15 protein-coding genes are annotated in these 16893 nt (G+C 64.4%); 7 read left to right on the top strand and 8 right to left on the bottom strand.

The window, feature by feature from the left end; all coding sequences use genetic code 11:
• The first annotated feature begins 142 nt into the window (after positions 1-142).
• Both OU419_RS12315 and OU419_RS12310 read left to right on the top strand, forming a co-directional pair.
• Positions 143-658 carry a BRO-N domain-containing protein gene (locus OU419_RS12315; protein WP_254472931.1) on the top strand — a complete coding sequence of 172 codons (516 nt, stop codon included), beginning with the start codon at positions 143-145 and terminating at the stop codon, positions 656-658.
• Positions 659-836: 178 nt separating this feature from the next.
• The gene (locus tag OU419_RS12310) at positions 837-1298 is read left to right on the top strand and encodes a hypothetical protein (RefSeq protein ID WP_254472933.1); all 462 of its coding nucleotides are present in this window, start codon (positions 837-839) and stop codon (positions 1296-1298) included.
• Between the two features lie 96 nt (positions 1299-1394).
• Here OU419_RS12310 and ppk2 read toward each other — a convergent pair whose 3' ends face one another.
• The 5 genes from ppk2 to OU419_RS12285 form a co-directional block, all read right to left on the bottom strand.
• On the bottom strand, positions 1395-2312 hold the full coding sequence (gene ppk2 / locus OU419_RS12305) for a polyphosphate kinase 2 (protein ID WP_254472935.1): 918 nt from the start codon (positions 2310-2312) through the stop codon (positions 1395-1397).
• A gap of 254 nt (positions 2313-2566) precedes the next feature.
• Positions 2567-3019, bottom strand: coding sequence for a PaaI family thioesterase (locus OU419_RS12300; RefSeq protein WP_254472938.1), 453 nt, complete (start codon positions 3017-3019; stop codon positions 2567-2569).
• Between the two features lie 113 nt (positions 3020-3132).
• On the bottom strand, positions 3133-3522 hold the full coding sequence (locus OU419_RS12295; protein WP_254472940.1) for a hypothetical protein: 390 nt from the start codon (positions 3520-3522) through the stop codon (positions 3133-3135).
• A gap of 379 nt (positions 3523-3901) precedes the next feature.
• Positions 3902-4057 carry a hypothetical protein gene (locus tag OU419_RS12290; protein ID WP_254472942.1) on the bottom strand — a complete coding sequence of 52 codons (156 nt, stop codon included), beginning with the start codon at positions 4055-4057 and terminating at the stop codon, positions 3902-3904.
• A 180-nt stretch (positions 4058-4237) separates the two neighbouring features.
• Entirely contained in the window at positions 4238-5359 is a 1122-nt protein-coding gene (locus tag OU419_RS12285) for a M14 family metallopeptidase (RefSeq protein WP_254473496.1), read from the bottom strand.
• A 219-nt stretch (positions 5360-5578) separates the two neighbouring features.
• Between OU419_RS12285 and lpdA the strand changes: the two genes are divergently transcribed.
• From lpdA to OU419_RS12265, 4 genes are all read left to right on the top strand, one after another.
• Positions 5579-6979, top strand: a complete 1401-nt coding sequence (gene lpdA / locus OU419_RS12280) for a dihydrolipoyl dehydrogenase (RefSeq protein ID WP_254472944.1) — start codon at positions 5579-5581, stop codon at positions 6977-6979.
• A gap of 244 nt (positions 6980-7223) precedes the next feature.
• Positions 7224-7493 (top strand): hypothetical protein, encoded by a 270-nt coding sequence (locus OU419_RS12275; protein WP_254472946.1) that lies wholly within the window; start codon positions 7224-7226, stop codon positions 7491-7493.
• A gap of 169 nt (positions 7494-7662) precedes the next feature.
• Positions 7663-8667 (top strand): GlxA family transcriptional regulator, encoded by a 1005-nt coding sequence (locus OU419_RS12270; protein ID WP_254472948.1) that lies wholly within the window; start codon positions 7663-7665, stop codon positions 8665-8667.
• A gap of 21 nt (positions 8668-8688) precedes the next feature.
• On the top strand, positions 8689-8931 hold the full coding sequence (locus tag OU419_RS12265) for a DUF1272 domain-containing protein (RefSeq protein WP_254472950.1): 243 nt from the start codon (positions 8689-8691) through the stop codon (positions 8929-8931).
• Between the two features lie 274 nt (positions 8932-9205).
• Here OU419_RS12265 and nfuA read toward each other — a convergent pair whose 3' ends face one another.
• The 3 genes from nfuA to OU419_RS12250 all read right to left on the bottom strand — a co-directional run bounded on the left by nfuA (position 9206) and on the right by OU419_RS12250 (position 12650).
• Entirely contained in the window at positions 9206-9790 is a 585-nt protein-coding gene (nfuA, locus tag OU419_RS12260) for a Fe-S biogenesis protein NfuA (protein ID WP_254472959.1), read from the bottom strand.
• 144 nt (positions 9791-9934) lie between these two features.
• Positions 9935-12217 carry a fatty acid cis/trans isomerase gene (locus OU419_RS12255; protein WP_254472961.1) on the bottom strand — a complete coding sequence of 761 codons (2283 nt, stop codon included), beginning with the start codon at positions 12215-12217 and terminating at the stop codon, positions 9935-9937.
• A gap of 304 nt (positions 12218-12521) precedes the next feature.
• The gene (locus OU419_RS12250) at positions 12522-12650 is read right to left on the bottom strand and encodes a hypothetical protein (protein ID WP_268173357.1); all 129 of its coding nucleotides are present in this window, start codon (positions 12648-12650) and stop codon (positions 12522-12524) included.
• 372 nt (positions 12651-13022) lie between these two features.
• Between OU419_RS12250 and metH the strand changes: the two genes are divergently transcribed.
• Positions 13023-16715: a methionine synthase gene (gene metH, locus OU419_RS12245; protein WP_254472963.1), complete on the top strand. Its 3693-nt coding sequence runs from the start codon at positions 13023-13025 to the stop codon at positions 16713-16715.
• Positions 16716-16893: the final 178 nt, after the last annotated feature.

The raw sequence follows: 16893 nt of genomic DNA, 5'->3' as shown, positions 1-16893 counted from the left end.
CGAAACACTCAGAGACAATCGCCGATCTGTATCGGCGGCTCAACCATTTGGGCCGTCCACCAGAACGTGGCGCGTTGGTTCGTGTGGCTGCTGATCCAACATCGTCCGCTGGTGGTCTGCTCGTAGTAGAGATGTGACTGAAATGGACGACTCTTCCCTCCCAACCCCACTCCCCTTCATCCGCAACCGCCGCCAACTGCGCTCTCTGCTGATCGACGATCAGGTCTGGTTCATCCTCTCCGACTTCTGCCGCCTGGCGGGCTACCCGCATGTGGAGCGCATGGCCATGCGCATGGCGGATGATCAGGTACGCTGCGAGCGGCTGCTGGCCGACAACGGATTGGAGTTCGACTACCTGCTGTTGAGCGAGTCCGGCGTGTACCAGGCGCTGGTGCTGTTCAACGTGCCGGACTATGGCTCGCTGCGACGCTGGATCAGCGGCACGGTGGTGCCGCAGGTGCGCAGCCAGTCTGCCGCCAACGGCCCGCGCCATGTGCAGTTGCAGTTCGAGCGCCAGCGCCTGGGTGTGCTGGACTGGCAGGGCCAGCTCTGGGTGAGCTTCGGCGACCTGCCGCGCGTGCTCGGCGGGCACTCGCCTATTGCCGGGCGCACGGGTTGGCGGGGCTGGGCGAAGCGCTTGCGGACGCAGGGAACGTAACGCGGCAGGCGCTATGGCAGTGCTCGCGGCTCATTGCAGGCTCGCACCATCTGGGGCTCGCTTTCTTAGCGGGCCGCCTTTGGCCCGCTAAGAAGGCCTGGGTTACCATTGGCGCCGCGTCTGATAGGACGACGCGCCGCCCTGCGCGGCAACGTTTATTTCAATGGATGGAATTCCCATGCTTCGTGTCACTCCCATGCTGTTCGCCGCGACCTCCCTGCTGACCCTTAGTGCCTGCAACACTGCCCCCAGCGCCAAGCCGACTGGCATCAACATTCATTCCAGGGCTGTCGAAGCCTTTGCCGACATCTGCCTGAAAACCGCGCCGTCTTTCACCGGCGATGCGGATGCGGCCAAGCGCTTCGGGATTGTCGAGACGCAGGACATGGGCTTCACCCGCATTGGCTTCAACGCAGACAAGAGCCTGGCGGTGCAGCTATCGGAGAAGGAATGCGTAGTCACCACGCCGAGCCAGCGCGATGACAGCCTGACTCAGCAACTACTCGCCGCCGCCGGACAAGTCTCCCAGACACCAGTTGCCCAAGGTGTACCGACGAAGGTGACTATCGGCGGCTCGATTTTCATCCTGCACCACGACCGCCGCGACGGTGAGGCCTACGTGCTTCTGCGGCAGCCATAAGCGGGATAGGTGAGGCGCAGCGGTGCCTTTGCAGCCGGTGCGCACAATCGATGGGTATCGCTGCGCTCCACTCTCCTGCAAGCAGTGCGGAATCGGTCAGTAAACGTCCGGCACCAGTAGCGCCTGCGGCGTGGGGTTGCGGTGGTAGCCGGTGTGGCGCTGGCGTTCGGGGAGTTCGACGCTGGGTTGCTGGACTTCTTCGTAGGGGATCTGGCTCAGCAGGTGCTGGATGCAGTTGAGCCGGGCTCTTTTCTTGTCGTCGGCGTGCACGACCCACCAGGGTGCTTCAGGGATGTGGGTGCGTTCGAGCATGATTTCCTTGGCCTTGGTGTAACCCTCCCAGCGGCGGCGGGACTCCAGGTCCATCGGGCTGAGCTTCCACTGCTTGAGCGGGTCGTGGATGCGGCTGCGGAAGCGGTAGTGCTGTTCTTCATCGGAGATGGAGAACCAGTATTTGATGAGCTGGATGCCCGAGCGCACGAGCATGCGCTCGAACTCGGGCACGCTGCGGAAGAACTCCTCGTACTGCGCGTCGGTGCAGAAGCCCATGACGCGCTCGACGCCGGCGCGGTTGTACCAACTGCGGTCGAACAGCACGATCTCCCCCGCCGCCGGCAGGTGCGAGACGTAGCGCTGGAAGTACCACTGGGTGCGCTCACGGTCATTCGGCGCGGGCAGCGCGGCCACCCGGCAGACGCGCGGGTTGAGGCGCTGGGTGATGCGCTTGATGACACCACCCTTGCCGGCGGCGTCACGGCCTTCGAAGAGGATCACCACTTTGTGGCCGGTTTTCACTACCCAGTTCTGCAGTTGCACCAATTCGGCCTGGAGGCTGAACAGGGTGTGGAAGTAGCGCTGGCGCACGAGGCGCGCTTCGTGGGTTTCCAGGCTGCCCTTGCGCAGGCCGTCGAGGTCGTAGAGTTCGTCGAACAGTTCTAGCTCCAGCTCTTCGTCGCGGTCGTCGAGCAGGTCGCGCTGGACACGTCTGGGGAGGTTCTTGTCATCGAGCAGCATGATGGTTGCCTTGTGCCTTCACTGGCTCAGTCACCCATTGGTGACACTTTCATGACAGAAAAATGTAGTTACGATCCATGACGAATTCATTACAACCGAGCGAAGAATTTGCCGTCAGCCCCGGTTTAGAGCGATCTCAGGTCTGACACGCGAAGATTGAGAAGCCCTTAAGAGATGTCACACACCGCCGAACGGCAGGCTGTTGCAAGCCTTGCCGCCGTGGCGGAGTGCAGTGCTGCGGCGGTTGCTCTGGATCAGGCATCCGCCAGCGGGCGCGGCCGGTTGAGGTACTTGAAGGTGCCGGACGCGGTGGCTACGACTTCGCCGCTGCCATTGCGCAGTTCGGCTTCGCAGAAGGCGATGGAACGGGTGTGGTGGCGCACGCTGCCGTGTGCTTCGAGCACTTCACCCACCTCGCCGCCGGGGCGCAGGAAGTTGGTCTTCATTTCGACGGTCACGACGCCGCGCTGCTGCTCGTCGTGCCAGGTGGCGTTCACTGCCATTGCGACGTCGAGCAGGGTCATGATCACGCCGCCATGGGCGTTGGCCCAGCCGTTGAGGTGATGCGGTTCGACACGCAGGACGATGTAGCCAGGCCCCTGTTCGGCGGGAGTCGGAGAATGGCGGAACTGCAGGAGGTCCAGCAGCGGAATGGAGATGCCGCGATGGGCGGTATAGAGCTTGAGCTGGTCGACGTCGAGGGGCATGGATAGTTCCTGGCGCATGGGAAGTGCCAGCGATATTCCCTGCTGCGGCGGGCGCGCCGCAAGCCCGTTTGCTCGGAATGCGTGATGGGAATGCCCGCCAATCGGGCCCGGCGTCAGCGGGTCTTGCGGGTGTCGCTCTTCGCGCTCTGCCGCTCGACGGCCTGGACGAAGAGCTCTTCGATCAGCATCGACTGAATGGGTTCCTGGGTTTCCACCGAAAGGCTCATGGCTTCCAGCTTCTGGTTCACACCCAGGCGGGCGATACCGCACAGCAGGATGCGCTGGCCACCGATGACCTTGCCCTTGTCGACCCGGACTTCGCGGGTCTTCTCGCCGTCCATGTAGGTGACTTTCAGGATGATGGGCGTTTCATCGCGCACGCTGAGGTTGAGCCAGGTGGCGATATTGAATTCGACTACCCAACCCAGGCCGGTTTTCTTGGCCACGGCTTCGCGTACCAGATGCGCGGGTACCGGCCCGATGGGGGTGTTATGGGTTTCCATGAGCGACGTCTGACTGCCGGGCTAGAACGGGGTGGCTGAGCGGAAGACCGATTCTATGTGATGCAGTTCAAGTTTTCAGGTGCTTTTTTGTATTTTGGCCGGTACTGAGTACGCAGATCGATACAGATTGCAACCGCTCTGAAATGGGCTTTTCGAGGTATTTCTCGGAAGTTTCGCGCTACTGGGCGCTTACCCGGCACTTGCGGACCGACAAAGAGTATGTGCGCCTGCGGCAAGATGCCGCCCGGAAACGCGCCGGCAGCAGCAAGGCGCCAACCGATGCTGGGTAACGGCCACGGAGGCCGGTCCGGCGCCGTGCGCCGAATCGGCTCTGCCGTATTGGTTCGCGCCACTGAGGCGGGCGCCGGGGCCCGGCTGGTCAGGCTGCGCCAGCGCAAATGCGCGACCTGTGTTCGCCCGAACGGTTCTTGCGCACTTCGCGGCGCTCTCTGAAGTCCAGTTCCTCCATCGCGTCCATGCGCTCCTGCAGGTCCTCGATCTCCTGCGGAGTCAACAGCTTCCGATGACGAGTCATATGCACCTCCTCCGTGCGAATGCCTCATTCTTTGGACTAGCACGCCGAGGGGAAGATTCAACGCAAATGCGCGGTGCATTGACCGAACGGTCAGCCGTCGCGGCGCTCAGCTAGCGGGTCCCGATGGCACGTCACCTCTTGCGCGTGGCCCGGAGCAACCATGCTGGCGCCGGACTGGCCTCAGCGCAGTTCGTCGAGCAGGCTGTCGATCGTGACCAGCACCGCACCCGCCAGAGCCTTGGAGCGCGGGCCGTTCCAGCCGGTGAGCTTGTTGGGCGCGAGGTTGTGGTCCTTGAACGGCATTTCCAGGGTCAGCGAGAGGCAGTCGTAGGTCTGGCCGACGTGATTGCAGGCCAGGGTGAGATTGGCCTTGCCGGGCTCGTCCTTCGGGTAGCCGTGCACGCTCTGGAACTCGCCATTGGCCTCCAGACGCTGGCGGAACAGGGTCTCCAGGAGATCAAGCCGTGGGGTGAAGCCGGGGTTGCCTTCGCAGCCGGCAGCGAATACGAAGGGGATTTCCTCGTCGCCGTGGATGTCGAGGAACAGGTCCACGCCGTACTTCGCCATCTGCTCCTGCACGAACAGCACTTCCGGGCTTTCCTCGGCGCTGGGCGCGGCCCAGGCACGGTTGAGATCCTTGCCGGCAGCGTTGGTGCGCAGGTGGCCGTGAAAGGCGCCATCGGGGTTCATATTCGGCACCAGGTAGAAGTCAGCGCGCTCCAGCAGCCGCTGAATGCCGGCATCGCCGGATTGCAGGCGGTCAATCAGCCCCTCCATGAACCACTCGGCCATATGCTCGCCTGGATGCTGCTGGGCGATCAGCCAGATGCGGCGCGCACCGGGTGCTCCGCTACCGATGCGCAGCAGCGGCAATTCGCGGCCTTCGAGGCTGTGGCCGCTGGACAGCAGCTCGGCGCCGTTGGCGATGGCGCGCTGCACCAGTTGGGCGTGGCGCTCGCGGCTGTAGGGTTCGAAATAGGCGAACCACACCTGGGGGTGCTGGGCATCGAGGGTGAAGTGCAGGCCCTGGGCATCATATCGGCTCGGCACGCGGAACCAGTTGCGCTGATCGTAAGAGGCCACGGCGTTGTAACCGGGCCAGCCACCAACATAGCTGGAGCCAGGTGCGTTGGTCAGGCTGAACTGGTAGCTCTCGCCACGTTGCAGACCCTCGGCCTTGAAGTGGAACCACTGGAAATGCGGGCTTCTGGTATCCGGGCGCAGGGCCAGGCGCACATGGCGTGGGTCGCTGGCGTCGACGACCTGGATGTTGCCGCTGTCGAAATCGCTATCGATCTTCATGATCTCTCCCTGGCGCTGGAAAATGAAGGCGCCAAAGCTCCACATTCTCGCCCTCCTCGCCGCACCTGTCATGTCTGCCCGGCTTGCCGGTGGACGCGCGGTGCACTTATATTACGTTCATAATATAAATCAGGTAACGACATTCCCAGCCCCTCGCCTGGTCATTGCCTGGGTACGGGCTAACCTCGATTCACCTCTTTCCACCCCAGGAGAAAACTCATGAGCACCTACGACGTGATCGTCATCGGCGGCGGCCCCGGCGGCTACAACGCAGCCATCCGCGCCGGCCAACTGGGCATGAAGGTGGCGTGCGTGGAAGGCCGCGAAACCCTCGGCGGCACCTGCCTGAATGTCGGCTGCATGCCCTCCAAGGCGCTATTGCACGCCTCGGAGCTGTATGAAGCGGCAGCCGGCGGCGAGTTCGCCAACCTCGGCATACAGGTCAAGCCCAGGCTCGATCTGGCGCAGATGATGAAGCAGAAGGCCGAGAGCGTGGCGGCGCTGACCAAGGGCATTGAATTCCTGTTCCGCAAGAACAAGGTGGAGTGGGTGAAAGGCTGGGGCCGTATCGATGGGCCGGGCAAGGTCGAAGTGACCGCCGCCGACGGCAGCAAGAGCACACTGACTGCCAAGGACATCATCATCGCCACCGGCTCGGAGCCCTCCCCGCTGCCAGGCGTGGAAGTCGACAACAAGCGCATCCTCGACTCCACCGGTGCCCTGTCGATTCCCGAGGTGCCCAAACATCTGGTGGTGATCGGTGCGGGCGTGATCGGCCTGGAGTTGGGCTCGGTATGGCGCCGCCTGGGAGCACAAGTCACGGTGATCGAATATCTGGACCGCATCTGTCCGGGCATGGACCTGGAAACCGCCAAGACCTTCCAGCGCACGCTGAGCAAACAGGGCATGAGCTTCAAGCTGGGCTCAAAAGTCACCCAGGCCAAAACCAGCGGCAGGCAGGTGACCCTGAGCGTGGAGCCGGCCGCCGGCGGCGCGGAGGAAACCATCCAGGCCGACTACGTGCTGCTGGCCATCGGCCGTCGCCCCTATACCGCCGGGCTGGGGCTGGAAAGCGTGGGCCTTGCGACCGACAAGCGCGGCATGCTCGAAAACCACGAGCACCGCAGCAGCGTGCCGGGCATCTGGGTGATCGGCGACGTCACCTCCGGCCCGATGCTGGCGCACAAGGCCGAGGACGAGGCCATCGCCTGCGTCGAGCTGATCGCCGGCAAGGCCGGGGAGGTCAACTACGAGGTGATCCCCAGCGTCATCTACACCCACCCGGAAGTCGCCACCGTGGGCAAGACAGAAGAACAGCTCAAGGCGGAAGGCCGCGCCTACAAGATCGGCAAGTTCCCCTTCACCGCCAACAGCCGGGCGAAGATCAACCATGAAACAGAGGGCTTCGTGAAGGTGCTGGCGGACGAGCGCAGCGACGAGATTCTTGGCGTGCACATGATCGGCCCGAATGTCGGCGACATGATCGCCGAATACTGCGTGGCGATGGAGTTCCGCGGCGCCGCCGAGGACATCGCGCGCACCTGCCACCCGCACCCGACCCGCTCCGAAGCACTGCGCCAGGCGGCGATGAACGTCGATGGCTGGGCCATGCAGGCCTGACCGCTCATCGGCGAACGAAACTGCCGATGCGGCGCGACGGCACATTCACGGAATCGCTACAGGCCACGGCTGACGGGGTCTGTAGCGATTCGCTCGGTTCGATTTGCGACTACTTTGTGTACAAACGCGACATGCACTGTGACTTTCTTCGGTACTGAAAACATCAATTGCGTGAACGAACACGATGGTGGATGGACCGCCATCGCCATCTTCGCAATGGATTACCGCGCAGAGAGATCACACCATGAATGCGACCCTTCGTTTCAACGAGGCTCTGCTGATCACCGGACGAGCCTTCCAACCTTTCCAGTGCGTTACCTGGATTGACCAAGGGGGCGACGGCAGCCTCGACCTGTCCGTCATCGACCGGACCGGCACCCGCCTGCTGGGCCTCACCAGAATCCCATGCTCCGCCTACTCCGACCCGGAACAGCTCGAAGACCTGCTGGTCCAGGCTCGCGATGAGCTGAACCGTGAAGGTTATCGCCTGCAAGAGTGGCACATGCCCGCTTGAGCCACAGGCGTAGCCTGAGAAGCCCGGCCAGAGCCGGGCTTTTTCATGCCCGCGAGTTGACGACGCCCTCCGCGCCGACAGCCAGACTGGCAATATCCGTGGGGTTAATGACATTGCCGCCAGCGGCACCACGCCCCACACTCGCTCCATCGCCCGAACGAGGTTTGCCATGAGCACGCAGCGCCGGATCGCTTGCCTGATCTACCCCGAGGTCATGAGCCTGGATGTCACCGGGCCGTTGCAGGTGTTCGCCTCGGCCAACGTCGAGCGGCAACGCCAGGGCCTCGCTCCGGCCTACGAATTGCTGGTGCTGGGCGAGCGCGCCGAACCAGTGGCCACTTCGGCCGGGCTGCGCATCTGCGCCGAGGCCGCCTGGGGCGATATCGACCCGGCCAGCCTGGACACCCTGCTGGTGCCCGGGGGGCCTGGCATCGAGGCGCAGTGCGCCAACGCCGAGCTACTGCGCTGGCTGGCCGGTGCCGAGCCGCAAGTCCGCCGGCTTGGCTCGGTATGCTCCGGCGCCCTGATTCTTGCCGCCGCCGGCGTGCTCGACGGGCGCCCGGCCACCACCCACTGGGCCGATGTCGACGCGCTGTGCGCCGGCTACCCGCAAGTGCTCGTCCAGGGCGACCGCCTGCATACTTACGACCCGCAGCGGCGCGACGGCGACGATCACGTCTTCACCTCCGCCGGCGTCACCGCCGGCATCGACCTCACCCTGGCGCTGGTGGAAGCCGACCTTGGCCGCGCCCTGGCGCTGGCCGTGGCGCGGCGGTTGGTGATGTTCCTCAAGCGCCCTGGCGGACAAGCGCAGTTCAGCCACTGGCTCACCCCGGAGCCCAGCCGCACGCCCCGCCTGGCGGCGCTGCTGGAATGGATTCCGGCCAACCTCGGTGGCGACCTGTCGCTGGAAGCCCTGGCCGACCGCGCCTGCATGAGCCCGCGCACGCTCTCACGGGTATTCATCAGCGAGCTGGGTATGGGGCCGGGGCGCTATGTGGAGCGGGTCCGCCTGGAAGCCGCGCGCGCACTGCTGCAGGACGCCCAGGCATCGATTGGCACCGTGTCACGCCTATGCGGCTTCGGCCACCCGGAAAACCTGCGGCGCACCTTCCACAAACACCTGGCGATCAGCCCCCAGGAATACGCCGAGCGCTTCGGCCAACTGCACTGACCACCTCGCAAGGACATCGCCATGCTCGAACTGCGCCCCAACTGCGAATGCTGCGACCGCGACCTGCCCGGCGACAGCGCCGACGCCCGCATCTGCTCCTTTGAGTGCACCTACTGCGCCGACTGTGCCGCGCAGGTGCTGCAAGGGCGCTGCCCGAACTGCAACGGCGAACTGGTACCGCGCCCGCGCTGGCCGCTGGAGAAGCTCGCGGCCAACCCCGCCTCGACCCGGCGCGTACTCAAGCCCGCCGGCTGCCAGGGCTGAGCGCGCGCCCTGCGGCGAGATGCGGGGTTTCGAGCGCAAGGCGCCAGGAGGTAGCGGTTACCGTCGCCTCCTTGGAAGAGACAGTGAGCCGAGCAGAAACAAGCAGAGAAATCAGCCGATCAGAGAGGGTTCTATCGACTGGCATTCTGACCGGGAAAACGCAGCCAACTAGTGGAATGGAAGGCATGCGGACAGGCGTGGAGACTCCTGCCGCTTTGCGGCCAAACGAAAAAGGCGACCCGAAGGTCGCCTTTTCGCTGCCCGCTCGCCCGACTCAGTAATAGGCGTTCTCGCGGTTGCTGTGGTCGGTGACGTCGCGCACGCCCTTCAGCTCGGGGATGCGCTCGATCAGCGTCTTTTCGACGCCGTCCTTGAGCGTCAGCTCGACCGCGCCGCAACCCTGGCAACCACCGCCGAAACGCAGCACGGCGATGTTGTCCTCGACCACGTCCACCAGGCTCACCTGGCCGCCGTGGCTGGCCAGACCGGGGTTGATCTCGGTCTGCAGGTAGTAGTTGATGCGCTCGGTGATCGGGCTGTCTTCGTTGACCATCGGCACCTTGGCGTTCGGCGCCTTGATGGTGAGCTGGCCACCCATACGGTCGGTGGCGTAGTCGACCACGGCATCTTCCAGGAACGGCTCGCTGATGGCGTCGATGTAGGCAGTGAAATCCTTCAGCCCGACCGGGGTGTCTTCCGGCTTCTGCTCGCCCGGCTTGCAGTAGGCGATGCAGGTCTCGGCGTACTGGGTACCCGGCTGGGTGATGAAGATGCGAATGCCGATTCCCGGGGTATCCTGCTTCGATAGCAGTTCGGCCAGGTAATCCTGTGCGGCTTCGGTAATGGTGATGGCGCTCATGGCAACTCCTCGCAAACGTGACGTCAGTTTACGCCATTAGCCCCTGCGGGATAAAGCCATAGTGTTTTAGTAGGAATAATTCGCAGATGGGCGAACCCGCTCCAGCGGAAGAAATTGCCTACTGGAGCGGCTCCCGATGGGGCGTCAGAGATTCTCGTAGCGGTTCATGTCCAGGACCCCCGCCTCCACCGGCTCGGTCTCGCGCATGTAGGCGTCGAGGTCATGGAAATAGAACCAGAACTGCGGATGGCTACGGCGGATGCCCCAGCGCTCCACCACTTTGTCGAAGCCAGCCTGATCCTTCACTTGCAACAGCGCATCGACGAAGCTGTCCGCCTCGCCGGCCTTCAGGTCGAACATGAAGTTCGGGTAGCTCGACAGCACGCCAGGGTAGATGGTCAGCGTGTCCAGCCCCGGCTGATAGCGCAGCGACTCCCCCATCATGAAAGCCACGTTGCTGTGCGCGCGGTTGCGCAACACGGTGTAGATCTCGCGCTGGCCATCCGGCAGTTCGACCCGCAGCATGGTCGCCTCGGGGAACTGATCGATCACCGGCAACCCCGCCGCCGGGCGGCTGACCAGGCGGCTGAAGGCCTGCTCGGCGTCCTGCAGCGGCGCGGCGACGCTGTTGCGGTAGCAGGCGCCGTTCTCGCACAGGTTGATCGGGTCGGGCCTGGCGTTGAGCGCCACGTAGTGCTTGAGCAATTGCTGGGCGAAGGCGTTCCTGGCGCCCTTCTCCGGCAGGAAAAGCCCGGTCGGCGCGTCGCTGTCGTTGTTGTAGTAATCGGCCCACATCTTCAATTTGCCACTGTTCTGGTACCAGTCGTCCAGCAGCTTCTTGCGCGCGCCAACCGGCATCAGGCGCAGGAAATTCTGTTCAGCGCCGTTGCGGATCAGGTCGAAGTAGAGGCGGGTCTGCGCCTGGTGGGCGACGTTGCCGTAGACGTCGAAGTTCACCACCAGGCCGTAGTAGGTGCGCTCCAGCAGCGGATAGTCCAGCCACCAGATGGTCTGCGGAACGCCACCGATCAGGCCCTTGCGCACCGACGCGCTGTCGTACTGGCGGAAAATGCTCAGCACCGCATTGTCGTTGCCAGCCCAGATGTCGGCCCAGGTCGGCGCCGGCGCGTCGTCGTAGACGTCCTGCCGCAGTTTTTCGTAGTCGTTGCGTTTGTCACGGTAGGAGCGCCACTGCGACAGCATGGCGCCCATGTCGTCGATCTGCCCCGGCAGCGCCAGAAGCGGCGAAGCCTTGGCGCGGAACTTCGCGTCGGTGATGTAAAGGTCGTGCTGCGGGTCCTGAAACACCGCCCAGAAGTTGTCGCGGATAACGTCGGTGGCGATCTGCCCACGGCACACCGGGCCACGGATGAAGGTGCGGACAAAGTACTCGGCATTGTCCAGCATGAACTGGTAGCGCGCCTGTGCCGGAATCGCGGCGAAAGTCTCGAACGGGTTGGCACGGTGCTGCAGGCCGTAGCCGGGCACCTTGTCGGTGCTCCAGGCGGTGCCGTAGAACAGCTCGCGGGTGCGCGACAGCTTGGCCCGGTTGAGCGGATAGGTGATGTGCGTCTTGTGCACTATCACCCCCTGGATCGGCCAAAGGCGGTAGTAGAAGGTGTTGCCCGGATCGTCGTTGGGCCGGCGGGTGGCGATCGGGTCGATCGGCTGGCCGCTGGGCGTGCGCGAGCGCACCAGTTGGAAGAAGTGCCCGTCCTGACCGTTCTCGGTGAAGTACAGGTGGGCCAGGAACAGGTGCTCGTAGATCCAGCGCGACACCAGGCTCTGCCTCGCGCCAGGCTGGTTGAGGAAGCTTTCCCAGTCGGCGATCTGCCCGCTCTCGGCCGCGCTCGGCTGCCAGGCCTGCTCATCGACCGGTGCACCCTGCGCCAACCACGTCTTGATGGTGGCAAGCTGCCTGCCGGTCAGCCCGGTGACCGCGAAGGGCATGCCGCTGCGGGGGTTCTTCTGCACGAAGTCGTCGATGCTGTCGGGCGTCGGGCACTGGTTGGCGCGGTTGATCGACAAGTCCAGCCCCTCGGGAATCTTCGCGTTAGGCAGCAGCGGATGCTCATGCCCCAGGTCGATCATTCGCGCCATCAGCGCCGCCTGGCTGCCACGGCCATCGAGCACCGACCAGAAGTCCTTGCGTCGCCAGGCATCCGCGCCGTGGGCATCGAGGAACAGCCGGGTGGTCTCCTGCGCCTTGGTCCGCGCGCCGTCATACACCGGCAACTTGTTCGCACCCCGTTGCGCGCCCTCGGCCGCCGTCAGGTTGAGCTGGCAGGGCGAGTCATAGCAGGCATGGCAGGCCACGCACTTCTCGGTGAAGATCGGCTGGATATCGCGCGTATAGGAAATGGATTCGGCACGCAGGCCCTGGCTGGCCAACAGCAGTGCCAGCAGCAGGAGAGTCCGGGTGAGCATGGGGGCGTTCCTTGAACAGTAACGCCGCTCAGTCTACCAACTCAGGCTGGATTCGGCTGGCCCGCTTTCCGCAGGCGACCTTCGCTTCAGCAACTGATAGCGCTGGTTGAGCACGCCCTGCTTCGCCACCAGGGGGCAGCGCCCGGTCATCTGTGTCGTCGCTACAGCACGCAACGCGCTGGCGGGTATTCCGCGTCGCGCAGGCGAACCAGCCGCAACGGCAGCTCCCCGCCTCCGAAGCCGGCTTCCCGGCACGGCGCAGCGCCCGATCAGCGCAGCGCGGCCAGGCTCGCCAGCTCCGAGCCTAGGTACGCCTTGTGACTGCGGGCATTTCCATGTCTTCGCGCATCTGCTTCACCAGGGCGAGAACGCGCAGCTCGTGCGGCCTCTGTTCGTGGAAGAACAACAGCAGGGTATTGGCGTTCTTCGACATGAGTATCTCCTTGAGGGGTATTCCGAGTGACGACGGAGATAGTTCCCTTTCCGGCGACCGGCCGGCGCTCCACGCGAATCTTCTTCATCGGCCCTGCCTTGCAATGCTGCCGCCCTCCATGCCGCGGTCCGGAAGTGCCGCCGAGGTCATAGCGTTTCGGGCGAAGGCCATAGACCGCCAATTCTTTCAGGAGTGCACCGCGCCGGCAGTTCAGGGCCTGCCAGATACGAGCCATGCAGACTTGGCGCATCGTCAAGCCAGAACCGGCCGCAACATGAGTAAAATTCATGAGAAACCGCGAACCACCGGAATCCTGTGCAGCTTTGGTATTATCAGCGGCTCTTTGTCACGCCCCTTTCCAGGTATTTCCCCATGTCCGATCGTGCCGCCCGCCAGCAAGCCCTCCAGCAAGCCCTCAAGGAGCGCATCCTGATCCTCGACGGCGGCATGGGCACCATGATCCAGAGCTACAAGCTCCAGGAGGAGGACTACCGCGGCGCGCGCTTCGCCGACTGGCCGAGCGACGTGAAGGGCAACAACGACCTGCTGCTGCTCAGCCGCCCGGATGTCATCCAGGCCATCGAGAAGGCCTACCTGGACGCCGGCGCCGACATCCTCGAGACCAACACCTTCAACGCCACCCGCGTGTCCCAGGCCGACTACGGCATGGAAGAGCTGGCCTACGAGATGAACGTCGAGGGCGCGCGCCTGGCCCGTGAAGTGGCCGATGCGAAGACCGCCGAGAACCCGGCCAAGCCGCGCTTCGTCGCCGGCGTGCTCGGCCCGACCAGCCGCACCTGCTCAATCTCCCCGGACGTCAACGATCCCGGCTTTCGCAACGTCACCTTCGACGAACTGGTGGAAAACTACAGCGAAGCCACCCGCGGCCTGATCGAGGGCGGCGCGGACCTGATCCTGATCGAGACCATCTTCGACACCCTGAACGCCAAGGCCGCGATCTTCGCCGTGCAGGGCGTCTATGAAGAACTGGGCGTCGAGCTGCCGATCATGATCTCCGGCACCATCACCGACGCCTCCGGCCGCACCCTCTCCGGCCAGACCACCGAGGCCTTCTGGAACTCGGTACGCCACGCCAACCCGATCTCGGTCGGGCTGAACTGCGCCCTCGGCGCGAAAGAGCTGCGTCCGTACCTGGAAGAGCTGGCGACCAAGGCCGGCACCCACGTTTCCGCCCACCCCAACGCCGGCCTGCCCAACGCCTTCGGCGAATACGACGAGACCCCGGCGCAGATGGCCGAGGTAGTCGAGGAATTCGCGGCCTCTGGCTTCCTCAACATCATCGGCGGCTGCTGCGGCACCACCCCGCCGCACATCGAAGCCATCGCCAAGGCCGTGGCCAAGTACGCCCCGCGCGCGATCCCCGAGATTCCGCGCGCCTGCCGCCTATCGGGCCTCGAGCCGTTCACCATCGACCGCAACTCGTTGTTCGTGAACGTCGGCGAGCGCACCAACATCACCGGCTCGGCCAAGTTCGCCCGCCTGATCCGCGAGGAAAACTACGCCGAAGCACTGGAAGTGGCGCAGCAGCAGGTGGAAGCCGGCGCCCAGGTGATCGACATCAACATGGACGAGGGCATGCTGGATTCGAAGGCGGCCATGGTCACCTTCCTCAACCTGATCGCCTCCGAGCCGGACATTTCCCGCGTGCCGATCATGATCGACTCCTCCAAGTGGGAAGTGATCGAGGCGGGCCTCAAGTGCATCCAGGGCAAGGGCATCGTCAACTCGATCTCCATGAAGGAAGGCGTCGAGCAGTTCAAGCACCACGCCCGCCTGTGCAAGCGCTACGGCGCCGCCGTGGTGGTGATGGCCTTCGACGAAGCCGGCCAGGCCGACACCCAGGCGCGCAAGGAAGAAATCTGCCAGCGCTCCTACGACATCCTGGTCAACGAAGTGGGCTTCCCGCCGGAAGACATCATCTTCGACCCGAACATCTTCGCGGTCGCCACTGGCATCGAGGAACACAACAACTACGCAGTCGACTTCATCAACGCCTGCGCCTACATCCGCGACAACCTCCCCTACGCGCTGAGCTCGGGCGGGGTGTCCAACGTGTCGTTCTCGTTCCGCGGCAACAACCCGGTGCGCGAAGCGATCCACTCGGTGTTCCTCTACTACGCCATCCAGAACGGCCTGACGATGGGCATCGTCAACGCCGGCCAGCTGGAGATCTACGACGAGATCCCGCAGGAGCTGCGCGACAAGGTCGAGGACGTGGTGCTCAACCGCAGCCCGGACGCCACCGAGGCACTGCTGGCCATCGCCGACAACTACAAGGGCGGCGGCGCCACCAAGGAAGTGGAGGACGAGGAATGGCGCAGCCATAGCGTCGAGAAGCGCCTGGAGCACGCGCTGGTCAAGGGCATCACCACCTGGATCGTCGAGGACACCGAGGAGTGCCGGCAGAAATGCGCGCGCCCCATCGAGGTCATCGAAGGCCCGCTGATGTCCGGCATGAACGTGGTCGGCGACCTGTTCGGCGCCGGCAAGATGTTCCTCCCGCAGGTGGTGAAGTCCGCCCGCGTGATGAAACAGGCCGTGGCCCACCTGATCCCCTTCATCGAGGCGGAAAAAGGCGACAAGCCCGAGGCCAAGGGCAAGATCCTCATGGCCACGGTGAAGGGCGACGTCCATGACATCGGCAAGAACATCGTCGGCGTGGTGCTGGGCTGCAACGGCTACGACATCGTCGACCTGGGCGTGATGGTCCCGGCGGAGAAGATCCTGCAGACCGCCATCGCCGAGAAGTGCGACATCATCGGCCTGTCCGGCCTGATCACTCCATCGCTGGACGAGATGGTCCACGTCGCCAAGGAAATGCAGCGGCAGAACTTCCATCTGCCCTTGATGATCGGCGGCGCCACCACGTCCAAGGCGCACACCGCGGTGAAGATCGACCCGCAGTACAGCAACGACGCGGTGGTCTACGTCACCGACGCCTCCCGCGCAGTGGGCGTAGCGACCACCCTGCTGTCGAAGGAAATGAAGCCCGAGTACACCCGCAAGTTGCGCGAGGAGTACGCCGAGGTTCGCGAACGTACCGCCAGCCGCAGCGCGCGCACCGAGCGCCTGAGCTACGAGCAGGCCATCGCCGCCAAGCCGCAGTTCGACTGGGCCGGCTACCAGCCGCCGGTGCCGAGCTTCACCGGCGTGAAGGTGCTGGATGACATCGACCTGAACGTGCTGGCCGAGTACATCGACTGGACCCCCTTCTTCATCTCCTGGGACCTGGCCGGCAAGTACCCGCGCATCCTCACCGACGAAGTCGTGGGCGAGGCGGCCACCAGCCTGTTCAACGACGCCCAGGCGATGCTGAAGAAGCTGATCGGCGAGAAGCTCATTCGCGCCAAGGCGGTCTTCGGCTTCTGGCCGGCCAACCAGGTGCACCACGACGACCTGGAAGTCTACGGCGACGACGGCCACAAGCTGGCCACCCTGCACCACCTGCGCCAGCAGACCATCAAGCCCGACGGCAAGCCGAACTTCAGCCTGGCCGACTTCGTCGCGCCGAAAGACAGCGGTGTGAAGGACTACATTGGCGGCTTCATCACTACCGCCGGCATCGGCGCCGAGGAAGTCGCCAAGGCCTACGAGGCCAAAGGCGACGACTACAGCGCGATCATGGTCAAGGCCCTCGCCGACCGCCTCGCCGAAGCCTGCGCCGAGTGGCTGCACGAGCGTGTGCGCAAGGAGTACTGGGGCTACCAGCCCGAGGAGCGTCTGAACAATGAAGCGCTGATCAAGGAGCAGTACGTCGGCATCCGCCCGGCGCCCGGCTACCCGGCCTGCCCGGACCACACCGAGAAAGGCACGCTGTTCAAGCTGCTCGACCCGAAGGGCCTGTCCGGCGTGACCCTGACCGAGCACTACGCCATGTTCCCCGCCGCCGCCGTCAGCGGCTGGTACTTCGCCCACCCGCAGGCGCAGTACTTCGCCGTGGGCAAGGTCGACAAGGACCAGATCGAAAGTTACAGCGCGCGCAAGGACCAGGAAATCACCACCAGCGAGCGCTGGCTGTCGCCGAACCTGGGCTACGACGCCTGATCCCCTCCCGCCGCCGCGACCGGGCTTGCCCGGCGCGGCAAGCTCCGGGCAGTCGCCAGTGGAGCCATCGCCAATGAACTATCCGCTTGAGGGAGGCTGCCATTGCGGCAACCTCCGCATTAACGCCGAACTCAGCCGCGCGCCCGCCGGGATCAACCCGCGTGCCTGCGACTGCGGG

Origin of the sequence: Pseudomonas triclosanedens (assembly GCF_026686735.1) — a bacterium.
GTDB lineage: Bacteria > Pseudomonadota > Gammaproteobacteria > Pseudomonadales > Pseudomonadaceae > Pseudomonas > Pseudomonas triclosanedens.
This window is presented reverse-complemented; position numbering and strand designations above follow the sequence as displayed.